This window comes from Companilactobacillus mishanensis, assembly GCF_003946505.1.
Lineage (GTDB): Bacteria > Bacillota > Bacilli > Lactobacillales > Lactobacillaceae > Companilactobacillus > Companilactobacillus mishanensis.
Map to the genome: position 1 here is coordinate 1 of NZ_RHON01000007.1, position 21,469 is coordinate 21,469.

The following is a 21,469-nucleotide window of genomic DNA, read 5'->3' on the forward strand; positions in this document are numbered from 1 at the left end:
CCAAAAAAGATATTCGGTTGGAAATCTACTTTCGAGGTTTTTAAAGAAAAGTGTTCCAGTTGACTTGTAAATTCAAGCATCAAAAAAAGGCATTGAGAAATAAAATTCTCAATGCCTTTTCAATACTATTTATTATTTAGATCTTCAATAGAATTAATATTCTTCATATACTTAGGAACAGCTAAACCAACTTTAGCACCCTCCAAGTTTGGACCTAGATCCTCAAACTTACCTTTGTAGTCTTTATAGTAAAGACCTGAAGTCTTAGGTAACCAAGCTGAAACTTGTGCATCGGCTGCTTTTGTGGAAACTGATGCCCACATTGGTTGGATCTCCATGGCTTGAATAGTGACTTTATAACCTTGCTGACGTAGAACTTCAGCAACAACGTTAGTTGAAGCAATTTCGGAATCCCAGGCAACATAAGTCATTTTCATGGTGCCACCCTTGACCTTGGGAACACCTTTAGTCCATTCAGAAACCATTTTTGGATTAGCCTTGATCCATTGTTTGGCAGCTTTTTCTGGATCCATACCATTGTTAACATTTAACATAACAGATGACATTTGCTTTGGATTCCAGTGGAAACGATCCAATATCTCATATGCTTCAGGCTTATCAGATTTCAAACCTTTACGAACGATGGTATTGATATGTTCAGCTTTACCATAGACATTTTTAGGATCCTTCAAGAATTTGATTGGAAATTTAGTAAACATCCAATGTGGTTGCCAACCAGTAATTACGATTGGCCGTTTATCCTTAATAGCTTTGTCCAAAGTACTTGTCATAGCAGCAGTTGAACTAGTTTGTAATTGCCAATTGTGCTTAGACAAGTCATATTTTGTAATTGCAGTTTGCGTTGAAGCCATAATACCGGCACCAGCATCGATACCAGTAATAGTGTAGTTAACTTGTGGACCAAGCTTTTCTTTAATGTTATACGGTTTCAATTGCGAACTACATGCAGTGATCAAAGGAACTACCAGTAAAGCAATGAAGAAAAGGCCAATCAATCTGCGTTTTTTCATCGACTTCACCTATCCTTTCGTGTGCTCACGTGTTAGAGATTGTGTTAAACGGTCCAAAATGATTGCTAGGATAACAATTGCTAAACCTGCAGCAAATCCATTACCAGCATCATTACGTCCAACTGCGAAGTAAACTCGAGTTCCTAGACCCATGGCACCAATCATAGATGCAATAACAACCATTGAAAGTGAAAGCATCATACTTTGGTTAACACCGGCCATCAAACTATTCTTAGCAATAGGTAATTCAACTTTGAAAAGCTTTTGCCATTCAGTAGAACCAAATGAGTCGGCAGCTTCAATAAGTTCATCAGGAACATCCCTGATACCCATGTTAGTCATACGAACTGTTGGAGGCATCGCAAAAATAACAGAGGCAACGATACCTGGAACCATACCAATACCAAACAAAGCAACAGCAGGAATCAAATAGACGAAAGCTGGCATTGTCTGCATGAAATCAAGTATTGGTTTCAAAATAACTTCAGCAACATGACTCTTAGCCATCAATATACCAAGTGGAATACCGATAACTAAGGCAATCAGACTTGAAGTAAGTACCAAAGTCAGTGTTTGAGTCATATCACGCCAGAAATCCAAATTCCAGATCAGTAACAATCCTAAGAACTCAAAAATCAATAGACTCCAACGTTGATTTTTCCGATTAACATAGAACGTTAATCCGATAACGATAGCGATAAACAACCAAATAGGAAGTAAATCGAATATCCATTGAAATGCATTGTTGATTGCTCCAATGAAGTTAGTTACTCCATTAAAGAATCCAGTAAATTGAGTCAACCAATTAACGAAACTGTCGATCCAGTCTGCTAAAGGTAATTGTGGAAGATTATTCAACGTCCTTCACCTCATTTCCGGCAAGTGCGCCCAGAACGGCACCACGAACAATGATACCCAACAATTGCTTATCGTCATTTGTGACAGCAATTGGAATACCTGTTTGAGAAATGTCATCCATCAAGTCCGAAATAGGCTTGTCCTCGTGAGTTGTTGGAACACTCGTCTTGATAACAGAACGTAGATCACTACTGTTCTTTCTTATTAAATTGATAACGTCACTGGCATCCACGACACCGATCAACTTACGTCTATTGTCGATAACGTAAGCAGTAGAAACCTCGTTATTTCTCATACGTTTCAAGGTCAAACGTGGACCAGCTTTATCAATATTAATAGTAACTGGACGAATCATAACTTTTCCAGCAGTAAGAACTCTACTACGGTCAACATTTTCGATAAAGTTTTCAACATATCCATTAGCTGGATGCGTCAAAATATCTTCAGGTGTACCAGTTTGAACGACTTCACCATCACGCATGATCATAATACGATCACCGATCTTCAAAGCTTCATTCAAATCATGACTAATGAAGATGATTGTCTTATGCAGACGTTCTTGCAGATCAAGTAATTGATCTTGCATATCACTTCTATTTAATGGATCCAAGGCAGAAAAGGCTTCGTCCATTAGCAGAATTTGTGGGTCATTTGCTAAAGCACGTGCTAGTCCCACTCGTTGTTGCATACCACCGGATAATTGTGATGGATATTCGTCATCATAACCAGTGATACCAACTTGCTCTAAAGCAATACCCGCTTTTTGTTTACGTGTCTCTTTATCGACACCTTGTATCTCTAAACCGTATTCAGCATTTTCCATAACTGTACGGTTTGGTAGTAATCCAAAACTTTGGAAAACCATGCTCATTTTTTTACGTCTAACATCACGTAATTTCTTTTTGTCCATCTTCATGATGTTCTCGCCGTCGATCAATACTTCTCCATCTGTTGGATCAATCAAACGGTTTATCATACGGATCATAGTAGATTTTCCACTACCGGATAACCCCATGATGACGAAAATTTCACCATCATTAATTTCAAAGTTTGCCTGGTCAACACCAACTGTTGCTCCAGTCTCCTTCAATATCTCAGGCTTTGTCTTACCTTGCTTTAATAATTCTTTAGCACGGTTAACATGTCTCCCAAAAATTTTAGTTAAATTTTTAACTTCAACTTTAACAGCCATCGAACCCTCCGTTCTTGGAATAAAAAAATCTATTATTTATGCGCATAAATAATAGCCATCGCTCGTTTAGCTTAACAAAATTTTTGGTACCTAGTCAAATGAAGAAGGGGAATTTATGCCGATATTTCGGCATTTTGCCTTCACAAACGGCTTTAAAGTACCTTGTTGAGTGCTTTCAAAAAATCTTCAGAACTTCCATTAAAACAGTAGTCAGATTGTTTAAAAATTGGTGCATGCTTGTCAGTATTGACCGATACGATTGTATTGGCATTTTCGATACCTGCGGTAAATTGAACGGAACCTGAAACTCCCAGATTGATCAGTAAATCTGGGGCAACAGTTTCACCACTTTGTCCGATCTGCTGTGATTGGTCAAACTCATCCATATCAGTCAATGGACGTGTAACTCCGACAGTAGCATTGATTTTATTTGCTAGCTCGTTAGCGTTATTCAAATCCTGTTTGCCTCCACGACCTAGAGCAACGATTCTATCTGCAGTTGCCAAATTCTCGTCAGTTTTAGCAGGAAGGACATGAGTAGTAATTTGAATATTGGCATCTTTATCCCAATTCAAATCATTTATTTCAACGATTTTTGTAGTATCGTCGAATACCTTTTCTGCTTTGAAAATATTGGGACGAACTGTCGCCATTTGGGGTTTGAAATCTGGAATGACAATTTCACACATAATATTGTCACCATACGAAGGCTTTGTTTGAACTAATAGATCATCCTCAAATGAAAGATCTAGACAGTCTGCTGTCAATCCAGTTAACAGTTTAGCTTGCAATCTTGGAGCGACTGAACGGCCAAATGTTGTTGCAGCAAAGATGAAACTGATCGGTGTTCCGAATTTGTCGATCAAGCCACTTAATGCGCTGGCAACTGAGACATCATCAGCTTTGTCTAATTCATCATCTTTGACCGTTAATATTTTATCAGGTCCATATTGTTTGATTTCATTTTCAAAACTATCAGCTTGGCTTTCGAGTAGAACAACAGTGACCGGTATTTCACTGATGGATTTCATTTTTGTAATCAATTGGAAAGTCGCAGAATTTATCTTATTGATTGATTTCTCAGCAAAAATCCAGTTTTCTCTAATATCTGTCATTAGTCTTCCTCCGCTAATAAGTTTTCTTCATGTAAAATTCCGGCTAATTCTTCAGCTGCTTTTGTAGCATCTGTCGATAACATTTTTCCGGCACGTTCTTTAGGTTCTGGACTCATAATTCTTCTAACAACTGTAGGCGAACCACTTTGTCCCAGTCTATTTGAATCAACTGGCATATCTTTTGATGTCCATGTAGTCAAAGGCTTTTCAAAACTGTTCTTGATTTCAACGACATTAACATATTCTGGCTTTCCAGCATTACCAGTTGTCGTCAACATCAATGGTGTTTTAGCAATAATTTCTTGCTCGATATTATCGTCATAACGTTTGATTCTCAATTCATTATCAGATTTCGGTTGGATCTCATCAGCATACGTAACTTGTGAGATGCCCAACATTTCTGCAACTATTGGTCCCATTTGTCCAGTGTCAGCATCGACAGATTGTTGACCCATGATAACAAGATCAACACCGCCAATTTTTTTGATTGCTTCAGCCAATACGTATCCAGTAGCTAAAGTATCTGCACCACCAAAGGCTCTATCCGAAAGTAAAACAGCTTCGTCAGCTCCTAGTGAGAGTGCTTCTTGAAGTGAAACCGCAAAATCATTTGGTCCCATTGACATTGCGATAACAGTGCCACCAACAACATCTCTAATATCAAGAGCAGTTTGCAAGGCATTACGATCATATTTGTTGATCACACCACTAACACCACGTCGATCGATATTCTTTGTTTTTTCATTAATCTTTACATTAGTAGTTTCTGGAACTTGTTTTAAACCTACAACTATTTTCATAATGGCCTCCTATACTCGACTCTTAGCTTCAATTAAAGCAATTTCTGTTCTCATTTTTTCAACTGATCCTTCAGCAAGTTCCATCGCACGCGCATCCCTGATCAAGTGCTCAACTGGATATTCCAAACTGTATCCATATCCACCTAAAATTTGTAAGGCATCGTCACCAGATTTAACAGCAGCACGACTACCATGTGCTTTGGCCATGGCAGCTTCTTGTTCATAGTCTTGACCCGAATCCTTCATGATTGCTGCTTGTTGGTAAAGTAACTTAGTAGTTTCTTTAGCAATCGTCATATCAGCAACCTTTCTTTGAATAGTTTGTAATTCGATAATTGGTGTATCCATAGCTTTTCTTTGAGTAGCATATTCACTTACGATATCCAATTGATGTTCCATAATTCCAGTTAGGACAGCACCCATCAAAACACGAGCGTCATCATGAGCGCTATTACCGATCTCAGGACCCATCCCAACTTTACCAAGCAAATGATATTCGTCGACTTCGATGTTATCCATCAAGATTTCACCGATAGGACAACCAGTTAAGCCAAGGAATTTTTCTTGCTTACCAAATTCAAATCCGTCCATATCTTGGTCAACAACGAAAAATGAAAGTTCCGTTGGTGCTGTTTTAACCATGGCACAGTATATTTCTGCCAATCCACCATTAGTGATCATAATTTTGTCACCGTTGATGATCCAACTATCACCATGCTTTTCAGCGTGAGAATTGATTCCCATTGGATTTGATCCACCTGTTGGCTCCGTCATTGGAAAAGCAATGATACGGTCAGCTGATTGTGGAAGATATTTGGCCTTCAGTTTGTCGTTACCATACTTAACTATTTGCTCTACTGACTTGTAATGACCTTCGAGTGTTACTGCAATACTGGCATTTCCTTTGGCCAAAATATTAAGTACCTTAGCACTTGTGCGACCATCGAAACCTGCCCCACCATATTCTTCAGGAGTTACTAAACTGTAAAAACCAGCGTCGTGAACTTTCTCCAAAAGATTATTTACGTATGACCTAGTTTGATCGATTTCTGAATCGAAGGGAGCTACCTCATTTTCCGTAAATGATTTCACCATTCTTAATAAAATTTCTTCTCTTGTTTTTAATTGATCCATGTCTTCACCTACTCGTTACTTTCTTCACATTAATGGGTAAAAAAATATAGTTGTTACTGATATCGCTTTCATTGCTTATATTAAGGCATTCACAAAGTTTTGTAAATAACTATTTTATATAGAAAATATTCCTAAATTATATTTACTGGTGTGATAGGTGTTTGTTGATGAGAAAATTATAAAAATATTTTTGAATTTTCGTGAATATTTACAGATTGTGAAGAATTTTATTATTCCACTGGTGGGAATTGGTTACTTAATCATTGTTGGTGTTGGTTCACTTTCATATAGTTGAAACGAGTTACGAAGCACTTCTCTCTACATATAACGCAAAAAAAGCTGACACCCTGCTTCGCAGTGCATCAGCTTTTTCTGTGTTATAACCGAGAGCAACCCGTGCTTCTTCACTCTCTATTTAAACGTGTTTCTACGCTCTCTCTAAAAATCTGTATCGTTTGTCCATGTATCTGTCAGGAAGTAATTATCCATATGATATTGGGTTTGTGATGGATCGGCGTGTTTATCTTTATAGTATGGTTGCAATTTCTTATCTAAAATCAACCAACCTCTCCATCCCATATGTATAGTATCTTCAGCGATGTAGTTTTGGTTCTTAACATGTGTCAGGTCAACTATATTATTGAATCCTTGCGATGTTAATTGATATTTGATCTTCTTGTCAAAGTTGTATAAGGCACTCTTTGGCATACCTGTATATTTGATCCAATTTGGATTAACTGGTTGAATAACGAACATTACTTGTACATGATTTTGTTTGAACATGTATAGCAATGCTTCAAAATCAGCATATTCAGGGGAATGTAGATAATCGGCTTTGGTATGAGAATTTCTGTATTTAGAAATTCTGTGATTGAGTTCTTTCCTATAGAAGGAGTCACCGATTTGAAGATCATTCTCTCTAGAATGGTGTTTTGCCATTTTAACAGCTAGTTTGTCCAGATTCTTATAATTATAATCGTCTGGAAGTTTACTTGTGGCCTTGTCGATTCGACCTTGATGATTATTTAGAAAAGCTGATCCAAACAGATTATCTTGGCTTTGTAAACTCGATCTAGCAATATTCTTTACATAAAATTTTTCAAATGATGTAATTTTTTGTCCAGCAGCAATTCTTCTCAATGCATCATCTTCAATAGGACCTTTGCTAATTCCTAATTGCAAAATTCTCTTAGCAATATATTGATTCAGGTCTTTATTTCCATGATCGGAGTTTTCAATAAATCCAGTCATTTGAAGTGGTGAGAAATAGAATTTGAATGCATCATCTCTGGCACCCTTTTTGGTGAACCATTGAGGTGAAATGATGAAAACTGCTTTTTTATTCTTTAATTTTGTCATACCACTGACATTCATTGCTTGTGTCAATGAGGCGGTACCAGGGTTACCAAGAAGAAATGGTTGGTTCTTCCAATGATACTTTTGAGCCATGGAAGATGGATGGAAGGGATCCATTCTTGAAAGTTCTGAAGATCCAATAATTGGAATGTAATTCTCTTCTTCTGCAGTATTCTTGATATTCTCGCCTTTTAAAACACGTGCATCTAGGGATGTAGCGGCCTGATTGACCTTTTCTGGAGTAACTGTTTTGAAATTTATTGGTGTCCATAGAAGAATCAATAAGGCTGCTACTGCAACAATTACAGGTCCAAAAATCATCCACAGTTTTTTCTTCATAGTTTAGTTTTCCAGCTCTCCTACACGATCAGCAATTTTATTTACACTTGACCATTGACTACGATCAAACTCTGAAACTGGTACTTCTATATCAAACTTATCCTGTAATGTTACGAGTACTTCAACTGTTGCCATTGAATCTAGAATGCCATCAGCAAATAAATCTTCATCGGGATCAGCTCCCACATTATCCAAACCTGTTACATCTTTTAAAATATCGATAATTTCTGTTTTTACGTCCATAATTTTTCTCCTTAGCTAAACCATAGTGTATTTAAGAATCCTGAAAAGATTAAGAAACTGAAGCAAACAACATTGAATGTGATAAATATTGCCAAGCATTTTGTAAATTTGTTGCTTGGAATACTCTGACGATGTTTCTTCTTAAATCTCAACCATGCATCATTTGTTATCATTGCGGTTGCATGGAAAATACCATAAACGATGTAGAACCAAGTTTCACCGTGCCAGAATCCCATTATTAGGAATAATGCAACGTAGCCGATATTGGCCATCGTTATTCTACTTTTGATCAATTTCTTCTTCATCATGAAGAACATCAAACGCATATAGATAAAATCACGGAACCAGAATGATAAGGTCATGTGCCATCTGTTCCAGAAATCTTTTATGTTGACTGACTGGAACGGACGATTGAAGTTCATTGGAGTCTTAACTCCCATAAAATTAGAAATGGCTACCGCGAATAATGAATAGCCCGCGAAATCGAAGAATAGGTACATGCTATAAACATACATGTATGCTAGCAATGCCCAAGAAATTCCTAATGGTGCCTGATCACGATAGGACAAGGCTAGAAGTGAAACTTTTGGTAAGAGTAATGTTCCAAAAACGTAGCCGATGATGAACTTATATAAAAGTCCTAACATCAATTTGTTCGTCCCACTCTTGAGTAACTCGATATATTCATCTCTTGAAGGAACGTTTAGAACATCCTTTTGAAATCTTCTGAATCTATCAATAGGTCCAGATGTGATTGTTGGGAAGAATAGAAGGAATCTAAGAAATTCCCAAGGCTTGATCTCTTTGATCGCACCATCACGAATTTCCATGATCATCTCAACTGACTTGAAAGTCATGTAACTTATTCCCATGAAAGCAAACAAGGAAATTGTTGCATTGTTCATCAATGGGTCAATCTTGACGATAGCTAACGGTATGATTGCAAGTATTACCGCCCAGAAGAAGACCCAGAAATTATTTTTACCATTGGGACTCCGCTTGTACCTTAGATACCCCAATACAATAATCATTTCAACTAGAACATATGCGATAAGTGAGAATCCTTGGCTCATATTTCCACCAAAGAAGGTAATAACTAAAATTACAAGGGTAGCGAATGTTTCGTAAACTCTAAATCTTTTTCCGTAGAACAGACCGATCATGATCGGTAATAGAAATAATAGTAAATAAATGAAATATGTAGGACTAGTGTACGGTGTAATGTTATGCATTTATTTCGCCTATTAACGCCTTTCTATCAATTTTTCCATTCTTACTAATAGGCAATTGTTCTACGAATTTAAACACATTAGGAATCATGTAATCCATTGTATTTTTCTTCAGTTCACTCTTAATTTGTTGGTTTAATTCCTTGTTATCAGAATTCTTGAATTGATCTTCCAAAACAACATGAGCAATAATTTTGTTAACTTGTTTTTTATTGTTGTAAAGAGGAACTGTACAGGATTGTTTAACTTGAGAAAGGTTGGCTAATAACGAATCGACCTCTTCAAGCTCAATACGATATCCATGCATTTTAATTTGGAAATCCGTTCTGCCCTTGTAGAACAATAAGTCATTGTCTTCACTTACCATATCGCCGGTATGGTAAAACACCTTGCCGTCAATGGTTTCAAAAGCTTTTTTAGTTTGAACTGGATTGTTTAAATATCCTTTAGAAACATCAGGTCCACTGACGATAAGTTCGCCTTCTAATTGACCATCTTTATCTTCAACATTGTCTAATTTGTATTCCATATTGGACTTCAAATAACCAATCGGAAGACGGTCATATTTTTCTAGAATTTCAGGTGTTATCTGGATCGATGTTATCGCTACAGTGTTTTCAGTTGGGCCATATGTGTTATACAGTTCAGCATCTGGAAAACGTTGTAGTAATTTCTTGGCTGTTACGTGAGTCAACTCTTCGCCACAGAATATAAATTTCTTTAATTCAGGAAGTTTTTCCGCATTGAAATCTTTGAAGAACATGCACATTTCAAAGAACGAAGGTGTTGAGATCCATGTATTAGCAGTTGTATTCAAAACTGAAGTTTGAAGTTGTGCCAAATTCTTGGCTGTCTCTTTGTCTAGTACATTCAAAGTTGCTCCATTTGTTAGACCTGGGTAGATTGAAAATACTGATAGGTCAAATGAAAACGGTGCTTGAAGTAGGACCTTAGTTTCATTCGTATAATGATATTCATCATTGACCCAATCAACGAAATCCAACAGGTTATTAGTACTGATTTGAACACCTTTTGGAGTACCAGTAGTTCCGGAGGTAAAGATGATATAAAAGTTGTCGTCATCACCTACACTAAGATTATGGTCATAAATGTTACGGTCAGATTGAAGAACAGCTTGAATTTCAGATTTTGGAACGATTGGAGTTTCAATATTGAAACTATCTACATCACTCCAGTTCAATACTAATGAAGGTTTTGCAACTGAATTGATTTGGATAATTCTATCTGAATCTGATGCATCATCAACTGGAATGTAAGCATGTCCCGATTTGATTGCGCCTAAAAACATTACTAACATTTCAAATTGTTGACCACCGAATACGATGATCGGACTTTTCTCTGGCAAAAATTTTTCTTGAATGAAGCTGGCAACTCGGTCAGATTGATCATTCAATTGTTGATAAGTTTTTGTAATATCTCCATTTTTGTAACAGATTTTGTCGGGCATCTTTTGTGCTATTTGAGTGATTCTGTCAATAATAACGTTCATGACGTTTCCCTTCTTTCAACTAAAAGTCGTTGTAGATAAATTTGGCACTTCCGACACCGTTATACCCGTAGATGTATAGGAGAAGTAATAATATTGCGAAGTACGCCACCGATTTCAGAACAAATACTGTGATCGGATTTTTGAAGAAGTTAAAAAGTTTTATTTTCAAATCACTCACCTCGATACGTGAACATCTTTATTGGTATATCGCCTATGGTAGAACTACCTGACAGGATTTTTCATTGGATTTACTTACACTTAACTTACATTTTTGTAAGACGAGCGCTTTCAACAAAAGATTCATTATCCTTATATCTATAACTTATGCCTTATAGATATTCATAGTTTTACTTATAGGAAGCTGCTATTAATCTAACCATTAATGTGTGGTGGTGTCAAATTAGCCAATATATTTTTATGTATTATTGGTTTTTTAATACCTCCATATAAGCATTATAATAAATGGCAACCCCACCTGCGGGTGCCTTTTTCTTAAAAAATATTTTCCTTATTTGGTAAAATGGCTTGACGTCAAATATGGCCACAAAAAAAGAGTTAGCAAATTTGCCAACTCTTTTAAAAATTATTTTATAATGATTAATTCATTAGTCGAATTAGTCAATCTAACTGATTCACCTTTGTCATTAACATACATATCATCCTCAATACGCACGCCAGCTTTACCAGGTAAATAAATACCAGGCTCGACGGTAAACACAATATTGCTCTCTAACTGATCATTATTAGAACGACGAATTGTTGGATAATCGTGACAAACTAGGCCGAGACCATGTCCAGTTCCGTGATTGAAATACTCACCGTATCCAGAATCTTCAATATGACCACGAACGACGCGATCTAAATCTCCAAAAGTTTCTACCATCGGTGCAAACTTCATCCCTGCTTCTTCAGCGCTGAGAACAGCCTCGTATACTTTTTTCATTTCTGAATCAATGCTGCCCATAGCGACAGTTCTAGTTATATCTGAGAAATAGTTCTTGTAGACAAATCCAAAGTCTAAAGTAACGACATCTCCCTCATCGATTTTTTTATCCGTCGCATTTCCATGCGGATATGAAGAACGAATTCCTGAGGCTACAATTGTTTCAAAAGACAACGCTTGAGCACCAAGTTTTTTACCAAAATATTCAATCTCATTGGCAACTTCTTTTTCCGTCATACCGATTTTGATGAATTTAACAATATGGTCATAAACTTTATCAGTAATCTCTGCTGCCTTTTTGATTAATGCAATCTCTTCAGGAGATTTATGCATACGCAATTTTTTGACCAATAAATTGGCTGATTCAATCTTGATCCCTGTATCAACGATAGTCTGATAGTCTGCTGCCAATAAACTGTCAGACTCAATAGCAATACTCTTGTATGAATTTGAAATAAAATCAGCAAGAGGTGTTTGAACGATATTTACTATAGTAGAATTTGGCGATTCTACCTTAATTTGTTCAAAAAATCTTGCATCAGTTACTATATAAATATTTTTACTATCAATAACGACAAACCCGTCATCACCAGTAAAGTTTGCTAGATAATATTGATCCGCTTTATCGCTTACCAGTAAGGCATCTAAGTTGTTGTTTGTTAGGTATTCTCTGACTTTCTCTACTTGTTCCACTTTTTTCGTCCCCTATTGTATTGTTTGAGTTTTATTATAGGACAAATTATTTGAAAACAAAAAGGCAACTGGGGATTTATCCTCGTTGCCTTTTTGTTTTGGACCGGTTTAGTTCTGAATGTTTGAGTTCTAAATGCTTAAGTTCAAAACACTTGAGTTCAAAAACGCTTTGCTGTTTTATAGCCGAAACGCTAAAAGCAAAACTGCTCCCTATACATAGCTACGACAAGTGGCCTCGCCGACTTCGTCGTCAATTCCATTGTCTAGGCTATGACCGGGAGCAAACCGTTTTGCTTTTGGCTCTTTTCTGAAACGCCAACACAAAGGCAGAAGCCTATACATAGCTACGACATGCGGCCTCGTCGACTTCGTCGCCAATTCCATTGTCTAGGCTATGAACGGCTTCTAGCGCCTTTGCTTATGGCTCTTCTCTACCAACTTGCTTTTCTAACTCCTGGTATCTCTCCTGCATGTGCTAATTGTCGGAAGTTCAATCTGGACATTCCAAATTTGCGCATGTATGCATGAGGTCTTCCATCGATCTTGTCTCTGGAATGTAGTCTTGTTGGTGATGAATCTCTTGGTAGCTTGCTTAATGCGTCAAAATCTCCATCGGCTTTTAACTGATGTCTTAATTCTGCATATCTTGCTACTGTGTTTTGTAGTCTTTTTTCTCGTTCTATCTTTGCTTTACGTGCCATCTGGTACCTACCCTCTTCATTTTATTTGAATCTGGGAAGTCATAGATAGTAATAATTACTAAGTCAAAGATTAGATTAACAGGTAACTGATTATATAGCAACAATATTGTTTCGTACAAGCAAATTATTTTATTTTGTATCTCAAAATGGTTTTTAACTTGTCTCTATCAACCCTTCTTGCATCTGATAGATATATTTCTCGATGTATTTTTTCAGCTCTTTCTTTACCGTTTTGATTCACAAAACCATCCATTTTAGCAAAACTAGCTGGTTCATCATCATAATCACCGACGTGAAGAGTTTCTACGGCCTCGATTGGTTTAAAATTTTTAATTTCTATTTCATCAATCAATTCTGGATTCTTCTTTGCTTTTACATTAGCAATCGATGGCTCAATCAAATCATCGGGTACAAAATTAGGAATTTGTATCATGATATCGTAACTGAATTCATTTTTATCCAAATGATCCAGCTTCTGTCCTTCTTCAGTTAATGACCATACACCTTCTAATGGGAAAACTACATAGTCGTCAAACTCGACATCTTTGTCGGCAGAATATTTTCTGTAGGCAGCCTTTAACCCATAAGCCAATGGATAAAGTGTTTCAATTCTTTGCTTGAATTCAGGACCATTAGGATCACCTATCCCAGCTAATGAGATAAATTTCTGTTGTGGAACTTCAACTATTTGCGGTGTTTTCTTTGGTTGGTATAGAATTTTTTCTTGCTTACGCCATTCATATTTCATTAGTATCAATCCTCCAGATACTCCAAGTGATTTAATTTTATACTAGATCAGAAGCCAGTCAATCTGGAAAATATTAATTATAACGTCTTTAAATATATATTTGAGCATATAACACGTTATACGTGATAATAAGAATTATAATAAGTGAACAAACTTTGATTCTATAAGGGGAATAAATTTCAAATTAATTGATAAAACAGCCAATAAAATAATTGTACTGTTATTGTAATATTAAATTGTTAATATATATAACGTAATATTGCTACTATTTGTGATTATATATATAATATTCCAATGATGTTTGAATAACGTTGTAAAAAAATATATATTCGGAGCAATAACAACTATGGACTTAACTAAGAGACAAAAAAGAATCGTTGATTTAACCAGACAACAAAGCCCAATGACGAGCGAACAAATTTCGCAAAGTTTAAAAATTGGCGTGACCACGATTCGCTCTGATTTGAGATTGTTGACTGCTGTTGGAATTCTGAATTCACGTCCAAAAGTTGGATATGAATACGCTGGTCAGCAAGACCCTCAATTAGATTTTGCCAAATTATATGAAACTGAAATCTCACAAATCTTGAAGACTCCTGCCTTTGTCAAACCAAACACCAGTCTGCAAGAGTGCGTCAATATGCTTTTCTTAAAAGATGCCGGATCATTGTATGTTGTCGATGAGACTGATAATCTATTAGGTTTGATTTCTCGAAAAGATTTATTGGCGGTAACTGTGAACAACACCGATACAGACTCAATGGTCGCTAGCATGGTCATGACCCGCATGCCCAACCTCATAACCGTTACACCAGAAATGACAATTCTAGAAGTTGGAATGTTATTGTTGAAGCACGAAGTCGATTCTTTACCAGTCGTGGACAAAAAGAATCCACGTGAAGTTGTTGGAAAAATAACAAAAAACCGAATCTTCCAATATTTTGTTGAAATTGGAAACGAACAAAAATAAACCTCAGCCGATCGGCCAAGGTTTATTTTTTTACTCTATATCATTACTGTCTGTATTAGATCCACGTTGGAAAACTGCGATAACACTGTAAGCTATCTTTTCTCCAAGTAGTGTGATCATTGAACCTATTAAAATTATTACGATACCGATGATAGTTCTTGGCAAAATTGCTTCGCCCAAAATAAAGAAAGCTAAAATCGGTGCTAGTGCTGGTTTTACTAAGAAAATCAGTGAAGCCGGAACAACTCCAACTTCGTCCATCGATAAGAAGTACAAGCCAAACGCAGCACCAGTAACCAAAACTGAAATGTATAAAATCAAAGGTAGAGTTGACCAAGTTATTCCTTGGAAGAACGGAATATTAACAAATTCACTTGCAAATTTTTGGGGAATGAATGAAGCCAATCCTGTGTGACTTAATCCCATTAAAATACCAAGTTCTAAAGCTCCAAACAAGAACGATAAACATGTCATTGAAAGTCCGTTGATACCAATATGATGACTATGAACACGTGACATTACTCCATAAATACCAAAGATTATCGATGATAATAATCCTAATGTTATTCCGACTGGATTGCTCAAGTGAAATGGATCAATGATTACCAAAAGACCGATAAGTGTCAATGCTAAGGCCAATGTAGCTGTTCTGGAAAGCTTTTCATGTAAGAAAAAGAATCCGATGATCAGGCCAAATATTGGATTAGCACTCAACATGATGGCAACAACTGAAGCTTGCGTTAATTGGATGGATAATTGATAAAGCGACATACTCAAGACGACAATTACGAATCCAGTCGTCGCACAACGTAACAAGTCATATCGGTTAAGCAATATACTGTTTTTTCGGCAATATGCCCAAGTGAATGGTAATAATGCTAATCCACCTATCAAAAACCTAACAAAGTTAAGTTGAATAGGATTAAAAGTTCCGCCAGCTATTTTGAGTGCGATTTCCATGGAACTGAATAAAAATGTTGGTATTAAAATATAAAGTAATGATTTTACTTTCAAAACTAAATGACATCCCCAATGCGTTAGTTATACATAATAGTTTACTCCTTTTAAAAGTTTTCTTGGACATATATCAGAATCCAACCAATGAAAACGTTTTTACCTAGTTTCTCAATTTAACTTATATATATTTGATATAATCAGAATATCTTGTAACGCCATAGGGGGAAAATATGCGGTTACAATTACGTCTAACTTTACTACTGCTTTTACCGGGGATATTTTTACTTCTTACAATTACACACCCCGTCTCCGCTGATGATGGCATACCTGTGTCACCTAATACCGGCAAGTATGTCTATCAGGACAAAGAATATATTACTAATGCTCAATACGATACCATCGTCGCTGCTAATAAAAAAATCAGCAAGGGACATAATCCCCAAGTTGATTTCATAATTATTGTCGATCATTTGCCTGCAGATTATCAGCTATTTTCCAGTGATCAGGAGGAATTTGTAAAACATACTGATATCACAAAAAGTTCATATGCCTCTGATTTGAGTGAAATGTGGATACAACATACCGAGAAAAAACATATTGATGATAATTCTGGAAAATATCTTTATCTGGGTGAAAAATATAACTTTTTGATTCTCTCAATTAAAGATAAGAAGATTGGATATACCGGCGTCGCATCTGGTCACTTTACCGATCTGAAAATGGATCTGCTACTGCACAACTACAATAATGGAATACAATCTGACGACACCAATACGCAAGTTGCCACATTCATTAAATTTGTTGATAAATTTTCCACTGAACAAGTGCAAACGGTTAAGGCAGACAATATAGCAGATGCGGACTCGAAAAGTTGGCAAGATATAAAATCGACAATGGAAATGATTTCCGGATGGGTAATTTTTCTTTCCATCTTACTCCTCGCATTCCGCAAATACGGAGAATATGGTGATGATGATGGTGGGAATAATGGGAATTACGATGAAGGATTCTATGACGGGATGCTCTATGATCAGACAAGCAATCACGACAACAATATCTTTTAAAAAATATAGAAAAAACTAGCAAATTTTTACGTTTGCTAGTTTTTTGATTTCTAAGCTTCATGTTCTTTCTTGAAGAACATCATATAAGTAATGAATAATGCGACCAAAATTCCGACAGCAGTGGCAATATCATTTCTAACATTACCTGTTTGTGGATATCTGCCCTTTGAAGGAGTTCTCAATGATTTCTTGATAGTCTTTGAAGGCATTGCAGTTGCAGGATAGTTTGGTGAAAGAATTTCTGAAGTTCCTGGAATACTTGGTTTAACAGGTTCTGTTACACCAGGCTCTGTGATTCCAGGTTCTGTTGTACCAGGTTCTGTTGTACCAGGCTCTGTTGTACCAGGTTCAGTAACACCAGGCTCTGTTACACCAGGTTCAACTGGTGGCTCTGGTGTTGGATTGACAGGTGGTTCAGGTTCCGGTTCAACGACTTTTGCGACATCCTTTGCAGAAACTGCAGTATCTTTGCCAGCAGTCACAATAACTGTAATTGGAGTTGTATCAAGATCGTAGCCTTCTGGTGCTGTTTTTTCGATCAAAGTATAAGTTCCAGCAACTAAATCAGGAATAGTAATTTGACCATTTGCATCTGTTGTCAAATCATCTTTAACAATCTTACCTTCTGAATCCTTTAATGTGTATACAGCTCCAGCAAGAGTTGCATCATTTGACGAGTCGACTTTTGTCAAAGTAATACTACCTGGTTTTGCAGGCGCCAATGTATCTTTTCCGACAATGTCCGCCTTTCCTCCGGCTGTAATAACAACCGGAATAGGTGTTGGGTCAACTTCATAACCCTTTGGTGCACCAGTTTCAACCAATGTATAATTGCCGGGTTCAAGGTTTAAAGCTACAAATACACCCTTATCATCAGTCGTGAGATTATCCTTCACGAGTTTATTATTAGAATCAAATAAGCTATATACTGCACCTTGTAATACAGCCTTACTTGAAGAATCTTGTTTTGTAAAATGAAGAAAACCGGTATTATCTTCTTCAGCTTGTTCTTGATCTGAAGTAGTAACCGATAAAGCGGTTGTTTCACCTGGATTAATTGTAAATTCAACTGGTTCAGAATTTGCAACATAACCTTCAGGTGCACTTGTTTCAGCAAATGAATAATTACCTGCTGGTAATCCTGGAACTGTGATTTGACCATTAGTATCAGTCTTCAATCCAGTCTGTATTACATTGCCGGTTGCATCAAGCAAATCGTAAGTTGCACCAACAACTGCAGCGTCCTCGTTTTGAGCGTCAGTCTTAGTCAATGTAACTGAACCTAATAGGTTACCATTACCATTACCTGAACCAGTCCAAGTAATGTTGCCACCGACTTCCTTAATGATTTTATCGCCAACAAACATTTGAGCGTTATCACTCCATTTGTTTACTACGGTTGGATCACTACCAGTAACCTTGACGTTATAAGTCATATTTACAGCCTTATCAACGTCTCCAAAATCAAAGGTTATTTGAGAGCCATTAACAGTTATTTTAGGTGTCAAAACTCCGCCATCTGGAACAAATTGACCATTCTCATAATAACCAGTTGGAGCATAAGCTGTATAAGGAATATATTCTTGTCCAGGACTTAACATGTCGATTACTTTAACATTTTGCAAACTAGCCTGTTCAGGGTTAAAGGCAATATTCCAAGTCAATTGAGTTGGAAAATTATCATTGTCAGGATCACGTCCAGTTATCCATCCAACCTTGTTCAACGTCCAATCTGTTGGATTAGTTAGATCTGCACCATTTCCTGTACCTTTAACATTCAAAGTTAAAGTACCTTTACGGTTTATAACCGAAGCATCTGAATCAATAATCGATGTCATGGTACCGACATTCGAACCTGCTTTGATGTCAAAATATGCAACTACTTGGCCTGTTGCATTGTAAATAGGAATATGTCTATCTACCACTGGTGCTAGACCTTCTGGTAATTCAAATTCTGCAGTGTCACCAGCGTGAATGGTCGTTCCATCAGGAACTGACCAATTATATGACACAATGTAAAATTCCCATTTATTGAATGTACCATTTGGATTAACAACTTCATCGTTGTTGTCCATGACCATTGCATCTTCAACACCATTGCCGTGTATTGGGAACGTCGCGGCGCTAGCACTTTGCTAGTTGAATGTTGTCCACGTGAAGACGGCCAGTATTACGGCCACCATAGACAACACTATCGATGAAAGTCTGTATTTCATACAAACCATCCCCTAGTTTTTTATTGATTTATTCTCTAAATCGACTACATTATAAAACCATGTCATGACTGACATATTGGATTAGAGTTAACGAATATTTGATAAAATCCATAATTAAAAATATTACTAATTCTGGGAACATAAAAACGATTATCCAATCAGATATGAACGATTTTCATTGCAAAACGCAAAATAAAAAAGCCTGCCATGGGAGGTGGCGGGCCTAATTTTATTTAGTCTACAATTTGTGCTCGACATTCTTTCATTGAAAACTATTCTCGTCTTGGGAGGACGTCGATTCGTAGTTGGGAGGATCAAATTCGATTGGGAGGGGAATTTGATTGTGTTTGGTTTCAAAAATAGGGAGGTATTTTCGAAACCGTGTGTGTAAGAATAAATTCGCTACAAATCTGACTTTATCAGGTTAAAAACTTTCTTCGATGAGACTGTTGATAGCTTTTATAGTTTCCATAAGAGCAGAATTGGCAAAAACTGACCTTACAGATTTAACAAAATCAGAATTGGCAAAAACTGATTTCATTAATGTAACCAACTTAGAGTTTTCGGCAGGATCACAACTAAGTCAGTTTAGTCTATCCAAGTTATCGGCAGTTATGATGACGTCAATATTAGGGAGTAATACTTTCGCAATCATCACGCTAGGGATCGTGTCTCGATTAATAATTTTAAACTTGATTGTATAGAATAAATTTTTCTGAATGATTAGGATGTCTTTTAGATAATGGATGATTTCTTCTAATTCACTTGATGGAGAAATTTCCATTTGGGAATTATGTCCTTGGGTCACCACTTTTCTTTTTTTATGTCGAAATGATCTTTGCCACCGCACGCTCATTTGTTCACGTTCAATAGCGTAGACATATAGTACCAAGTGAGAGGACTTTGTAAAATCCATAATTATGTATCGTTCCTTACCCGATTTGAACGATTTTTAACAAAAATAAAACTGGAAAATATTCCTTGTGTAATTTTTATAAATAGTTATTTAACGATAGGATATTTTCTGACTGCGTAATAAGTGATACCTGCTAGGACAATAACTCCGAGAGAAATAAAGAAATGAACAGTCGTCAACAATGTACTCGATGCTCCAGAAACACTTTGATCAAAGAAAGATAAGACATTGATGTCGAGTGAATAACTCAGAATATATATCGTAGTCATATATATCAATTGCTGAGATATATTTCCAATACTAGAAAGTTGATATTTAATTAGAAATGCTCTCTCCCCATCCAAGTTTGGATGAGTATACAGTGAATCATTCAAAATCACATTGTCTGCTCCGATGAATAGTGCAGATAGTAACAAGCCTACAAAATAGGTCGGATTCCACAATGTGAAAATTATGCCAATTATCAAAATAGGATAACGAAATTTGCGTATTTTTTTCAAAAGTATTGGTCCAAGTTCAAATCCCACTAAATAGATAATAAAAATTATCATAGTCGAATTGAATTTGAATCGTATAGTGCTATCAAAAATGGAATATAACAGCAGAAAGTTCATCACTACCCCACGATTTATCGCAGCCAAGCTCAGTGGAAATATTTTTCGATGGATATCTAGCTGAAAATAAATCAATGTTGCTAGCACAATTACTGCTAAAAGACAGATAATCAGATCCATTGAATTCGACGTTGTAGTCAATCTTGAATAGCGGATGGAAAAAATCAAAATAACTAGAATAGCTAAAAATACTAAGCTCAACAACAACTTACTTGGATTCTGGATACTGATTTTATAGTCACTATTCTGATAAAAATCTATTTGATGGCGCATGTAAATCCCACCGAACCAAGAAAAGATAAATATCAATCCTAGAAAACCAAATGCGACATCCAATAATTGAGCTTTGTTAGAAAAATATCCTACTCCAACCAAAATGACCATCGCAACCAGAGCAGCAATCCAATGATTCTTAGTTATGTGGAAATCTTCATCCAATTTTCCACGAGATCTCATTGTTAAAAAATAGGGCCAGATCCAACTGGAAGAAAGTCCTAATAGTATTCCCCCGATGATCCCCATGACCGGATTTGCAGCAAAAAACATCGTGAATGAACCTACTATGCCGAAGATATTGGACAAATTAAGCATGGTGGATGCCGTCCAGTCAATGTAAACGGTCAAAAGCATCCCTATACATCGAAATGTATATAGCATTAGAAACGGCAGTGCAAAAATCGGATCTCCACTATTCTGTGTGTATAGCATCAAACAAAAGAAATACGGGATAACTACGCCGGCATTAGCCAGCAGATTCAAAACACCTACGGAAAAAGTTTCAAAAGTTTGTCGCATTATTTTGACCTCGCTATTTGATACCTTGATTATACACAGCAAAAA

At 36.5% G+C, this 21,469-nt stretch carries 19 protein-coding genes; 2 read left to right on the plus strand and 17 right to left on the minus strand.

Annotation, left to right across the window (positions count from 1 at the left end; genetic code table 11):
* Positions 1-125: 125 nt before the first annotated feature.
* The 14 genes from EKM63_RS08375 to EKM63_RS08440 form a co-directional block, all read right to left on the minus strand.
* Positions 126-1,031 carry a glycine betaine ABC transporter substrate-binding protein gene (locus tag EKM63_RS08375; RefSeq protein ID WP_125705626.1) on the minus strand — a complete coding sequence of 302 codons (906 nt, stop codon included), beginning with the start codon at positions 1,029-1,031 and terminating at the stop codon, positions 126-128.
* A 9-nt stretch (positions 1,032-1,040) separates the two neighbouring features.
* Positions 1,041-1,889: an ABC transporter permease gene (locus EKM63_RS08380; RefSeq protein ID WP_125705628.1), complete on the minus strand. Its 849-nt coding sequence runs from the start codon at positions 1,887-1,889 to the stop codon at positions 1,041-1,043.
* Entirely contained in the window at positions 1,882-3,081 is a 1,200-nt protein-coding gene (locus EKM63_RS08385; protein ID WP_125705630.1) for a quaternary amine ABC transporter ATP-binding protein, read from the minus strand. Before EKM63_RS08385 ends, EKM63_RS08380 begins: the two co-directional genes overlap by 8 nt.
* A 152-nt stretch (positions 3,082-3,233) precedes the next feature.
* Entirely contained in the window at positions 3,234-4,196 is a 963-nt protein-coding gene (locus EKM63_RS08390) for an electron transfer flavoprotein subunit alpha/FixB family protein (RefSeq protein ID WP_125705632.1), read from the minus strand.
* Entirely contained in the window at positions 4,196-4,996 is an 801-nt protein-coding gene (locus EKM63_RS08395; RefSeq protein ID WP_125705634.1) for an electron transfer flavoprotein subunit beta/FixA family protein, read from the minus strand. The genes EKM63_RS08390 and EKM63_RS08395 overlap by 1 nt, the downstream gene beginning before the upstream one ends.
* 9 nt (positions 4,997-5,005) lie before the next feature.
* Positions 5,006-6,130: an acyl-CoA dehydrogenase family protein gene (locus EKM63_RS08400; RefSeq protein WP_125705636.1), complete on the minus strand. Its 1,125-nt coding sequence runs from the start codon at positions 6,128-6,130 to the stop codon at positions 5,006-5,008.
* A gap of 438 nt (positions 6,131-6,568) precedes the next feature.
* Positions 6,569-7,825 carry a D-alanyl-lipoteichoic acid biosynthesis protein DltD gene (gene dltD, locus EKM63_RS08405; RefSeq protein ID WP_125705638.1) on the minus strand — a complete coding sequence of 419 codons (1,257 nt, stop codon included), beginning with the start codon at positions 7,823-7,825 and terminating at the stop codon, positions 6,569-6,571.
* 3 nt (positions 7,826-7,828) lie between these two features.
* On the minus strand, positions 7,829-8,068 hold the full coding sequence (gene dltC, locus EKM63_RS08410; protein ID WP_125705640.1) for a D-alanine--poly(phosphoribitol) ligase subunit DltC: 240 nt from the start codon (positions 8,066-8,068) through the stop codon (positions 7,829-7,831).
* A gap of 11 nt (positions 8,069-8,079) precedes the next feature.
* Complete coding sequence (dltB, locus tag EKM63_RS08415) at positions 8,080-9,300, minus strand: D-alanyl-lipoteichoic acid biosynthesis protein DltB (RefSeq protein WP_125705642.1); 1,221 nt, start codon at positions 9,298-9,300, stop codon at positions 8,080-8,082.
* Positions 9,293-10,807, minus strand: coding sequence for a D-alanine--poly(phosphoribitol) ligase subunit DltA (gene dltA, locus EKM63_RS08420; RefSeq protein ID WP_125705644.1), 1,515 nt, complete (start codon positions 10,805-10,807; stop codon positions 9,293-9,295). The genes dltB and dltA overlap by 8 nt, the downstream gene beginning before the upstream one ends.
* 19 nt (positions 10,808-10,826) lie before the next feature.
* Complete coding sequence (locus EKM63_RS08425; RefSeq protein ID WP_125705646.1) at positions 10,827-10,985, minus strand: teichoic acid D-Ala incorporation-associated protein DltX; 159 nt, start codon at positions 10,983-10,985, stop codon at positions 10,827-10,829.
* Between the two features lie 405 nt (positions 10,986-11,390).
* Entirely contained in the window at positions 11,391-12,443 is a 1,053-nt protein-coding gene (locus EKM63_RS08430) for a M24 family metallopeptidase (protein WP_125705648.1), read from the minus strand.
* Positions 12,444-12,874: 431 nt separating this feature from the next.
* Complete coding sequence (gene rpsN / locus EKM63_RS08435) at positions 12,875-13,144, minus strand: 30S ribosomal protein S14 (protein ID WP_125705650.1); 270 nt, start codon at positions 13,142-13,144, stop codon at positions 12,875-12,877.
* A gap of 124 nt (positions 13,145-13,268) precedes the next feature.
* Positions 13,269-13,892: a GyrI-like domain-containing protein gene (locus tag EKM63_RS08440; RefSeq protein WP_125705652.1), complete on the minus strand. Its 624-nt coding sequence runs from the start codon at positions 13,890-13,892 to the stop codon at positions 13,269-13,271.
* A 346-nt stretch (positions 13,893-14,238) separates the two neighbouring features.
* Between EKM63_RS08440 and EKM63_RS08445 the strand changes: the two genes are divergently transcribed.
* Positions 14,239-14,862, plus strand: coding sequence for a CBS domain-containing protein (locus tag EKM63_RS08445; protein ID WP_125705654.1), 624 nt, complete (start codon positions 14,239-14,241; stop codon positions 14,860-14,862).
* A 30-nt stretch (positions 14,863-14,892) separates the two neighbouring features.
* On the opposite strand, the gene EKM63_RS08450 is transcribed toward EKM63_RS08445, so the two are convergent.
* On the minus strand, positions 14,893-15,876 hold the full coding sequence (locus EKM63_RS08450; protein ID WP_164504933.1) for a DMT family transporter: 984 nt from the start codon (positions 15,874-15,876) through the stop codon (positions 14,893-14,895).
* 173 nt (positions 15,877-16,049) lie between these two features.
* Between EKM63_RS08450 and EKM63_RS08455 the strand changes: the two genes are divergently transcribed.
* Positions 16,050-16,883 carry a hypothetical protein gene (locus EKM63_RS08455; protein ID WP_125705656.1) on the plus strand — a complete coding sequence of 278 codons (834 nt, stop codon included), beginning with the start codon at positions 16,050-16,052 and terminating at the stop codon, positions 16,881-16,883.
* 50 nt (positions 16,884-16,933) lie between these two features.
* Here EKM63_RS08455 and EKM63_RS08460 read toward each other — a convergent pair whose 3' ends face one another.
* Both EKM63_RS08460 and EKM63_RS08465 read right to left on the minus strand, forming a co-directional pair.
* Positions 16,934-18,958 carry a SpaA isopeptide-forming pilin-related protein gene (locus EKM63_RS08460; RefSeq protein WP_164504934.1) on the minus strand — a complete coding sequence of 675 codons (2,025 nt, stop codon included), beginning with the start codon at positions 18,956-18,958 and terminating at the stop codon, positions 16,934-16,936.
* A gap of 1,143 nt (positions 18,959-20,101) precedes the next feature.
* Positions 20,102-21,424 (minus strand): hypothetical protein, encoded by a 1,323-nt coding sequence (locus tag EKM63_RS08465; protein WP_125705660.1) that lies wholly within the window; start codon positions 21,422-21,424, stop codon positions 20,102-20,104.
* Between the last annotated feature and the right edge of the window lie 45 nt (positions 21,425-21,469).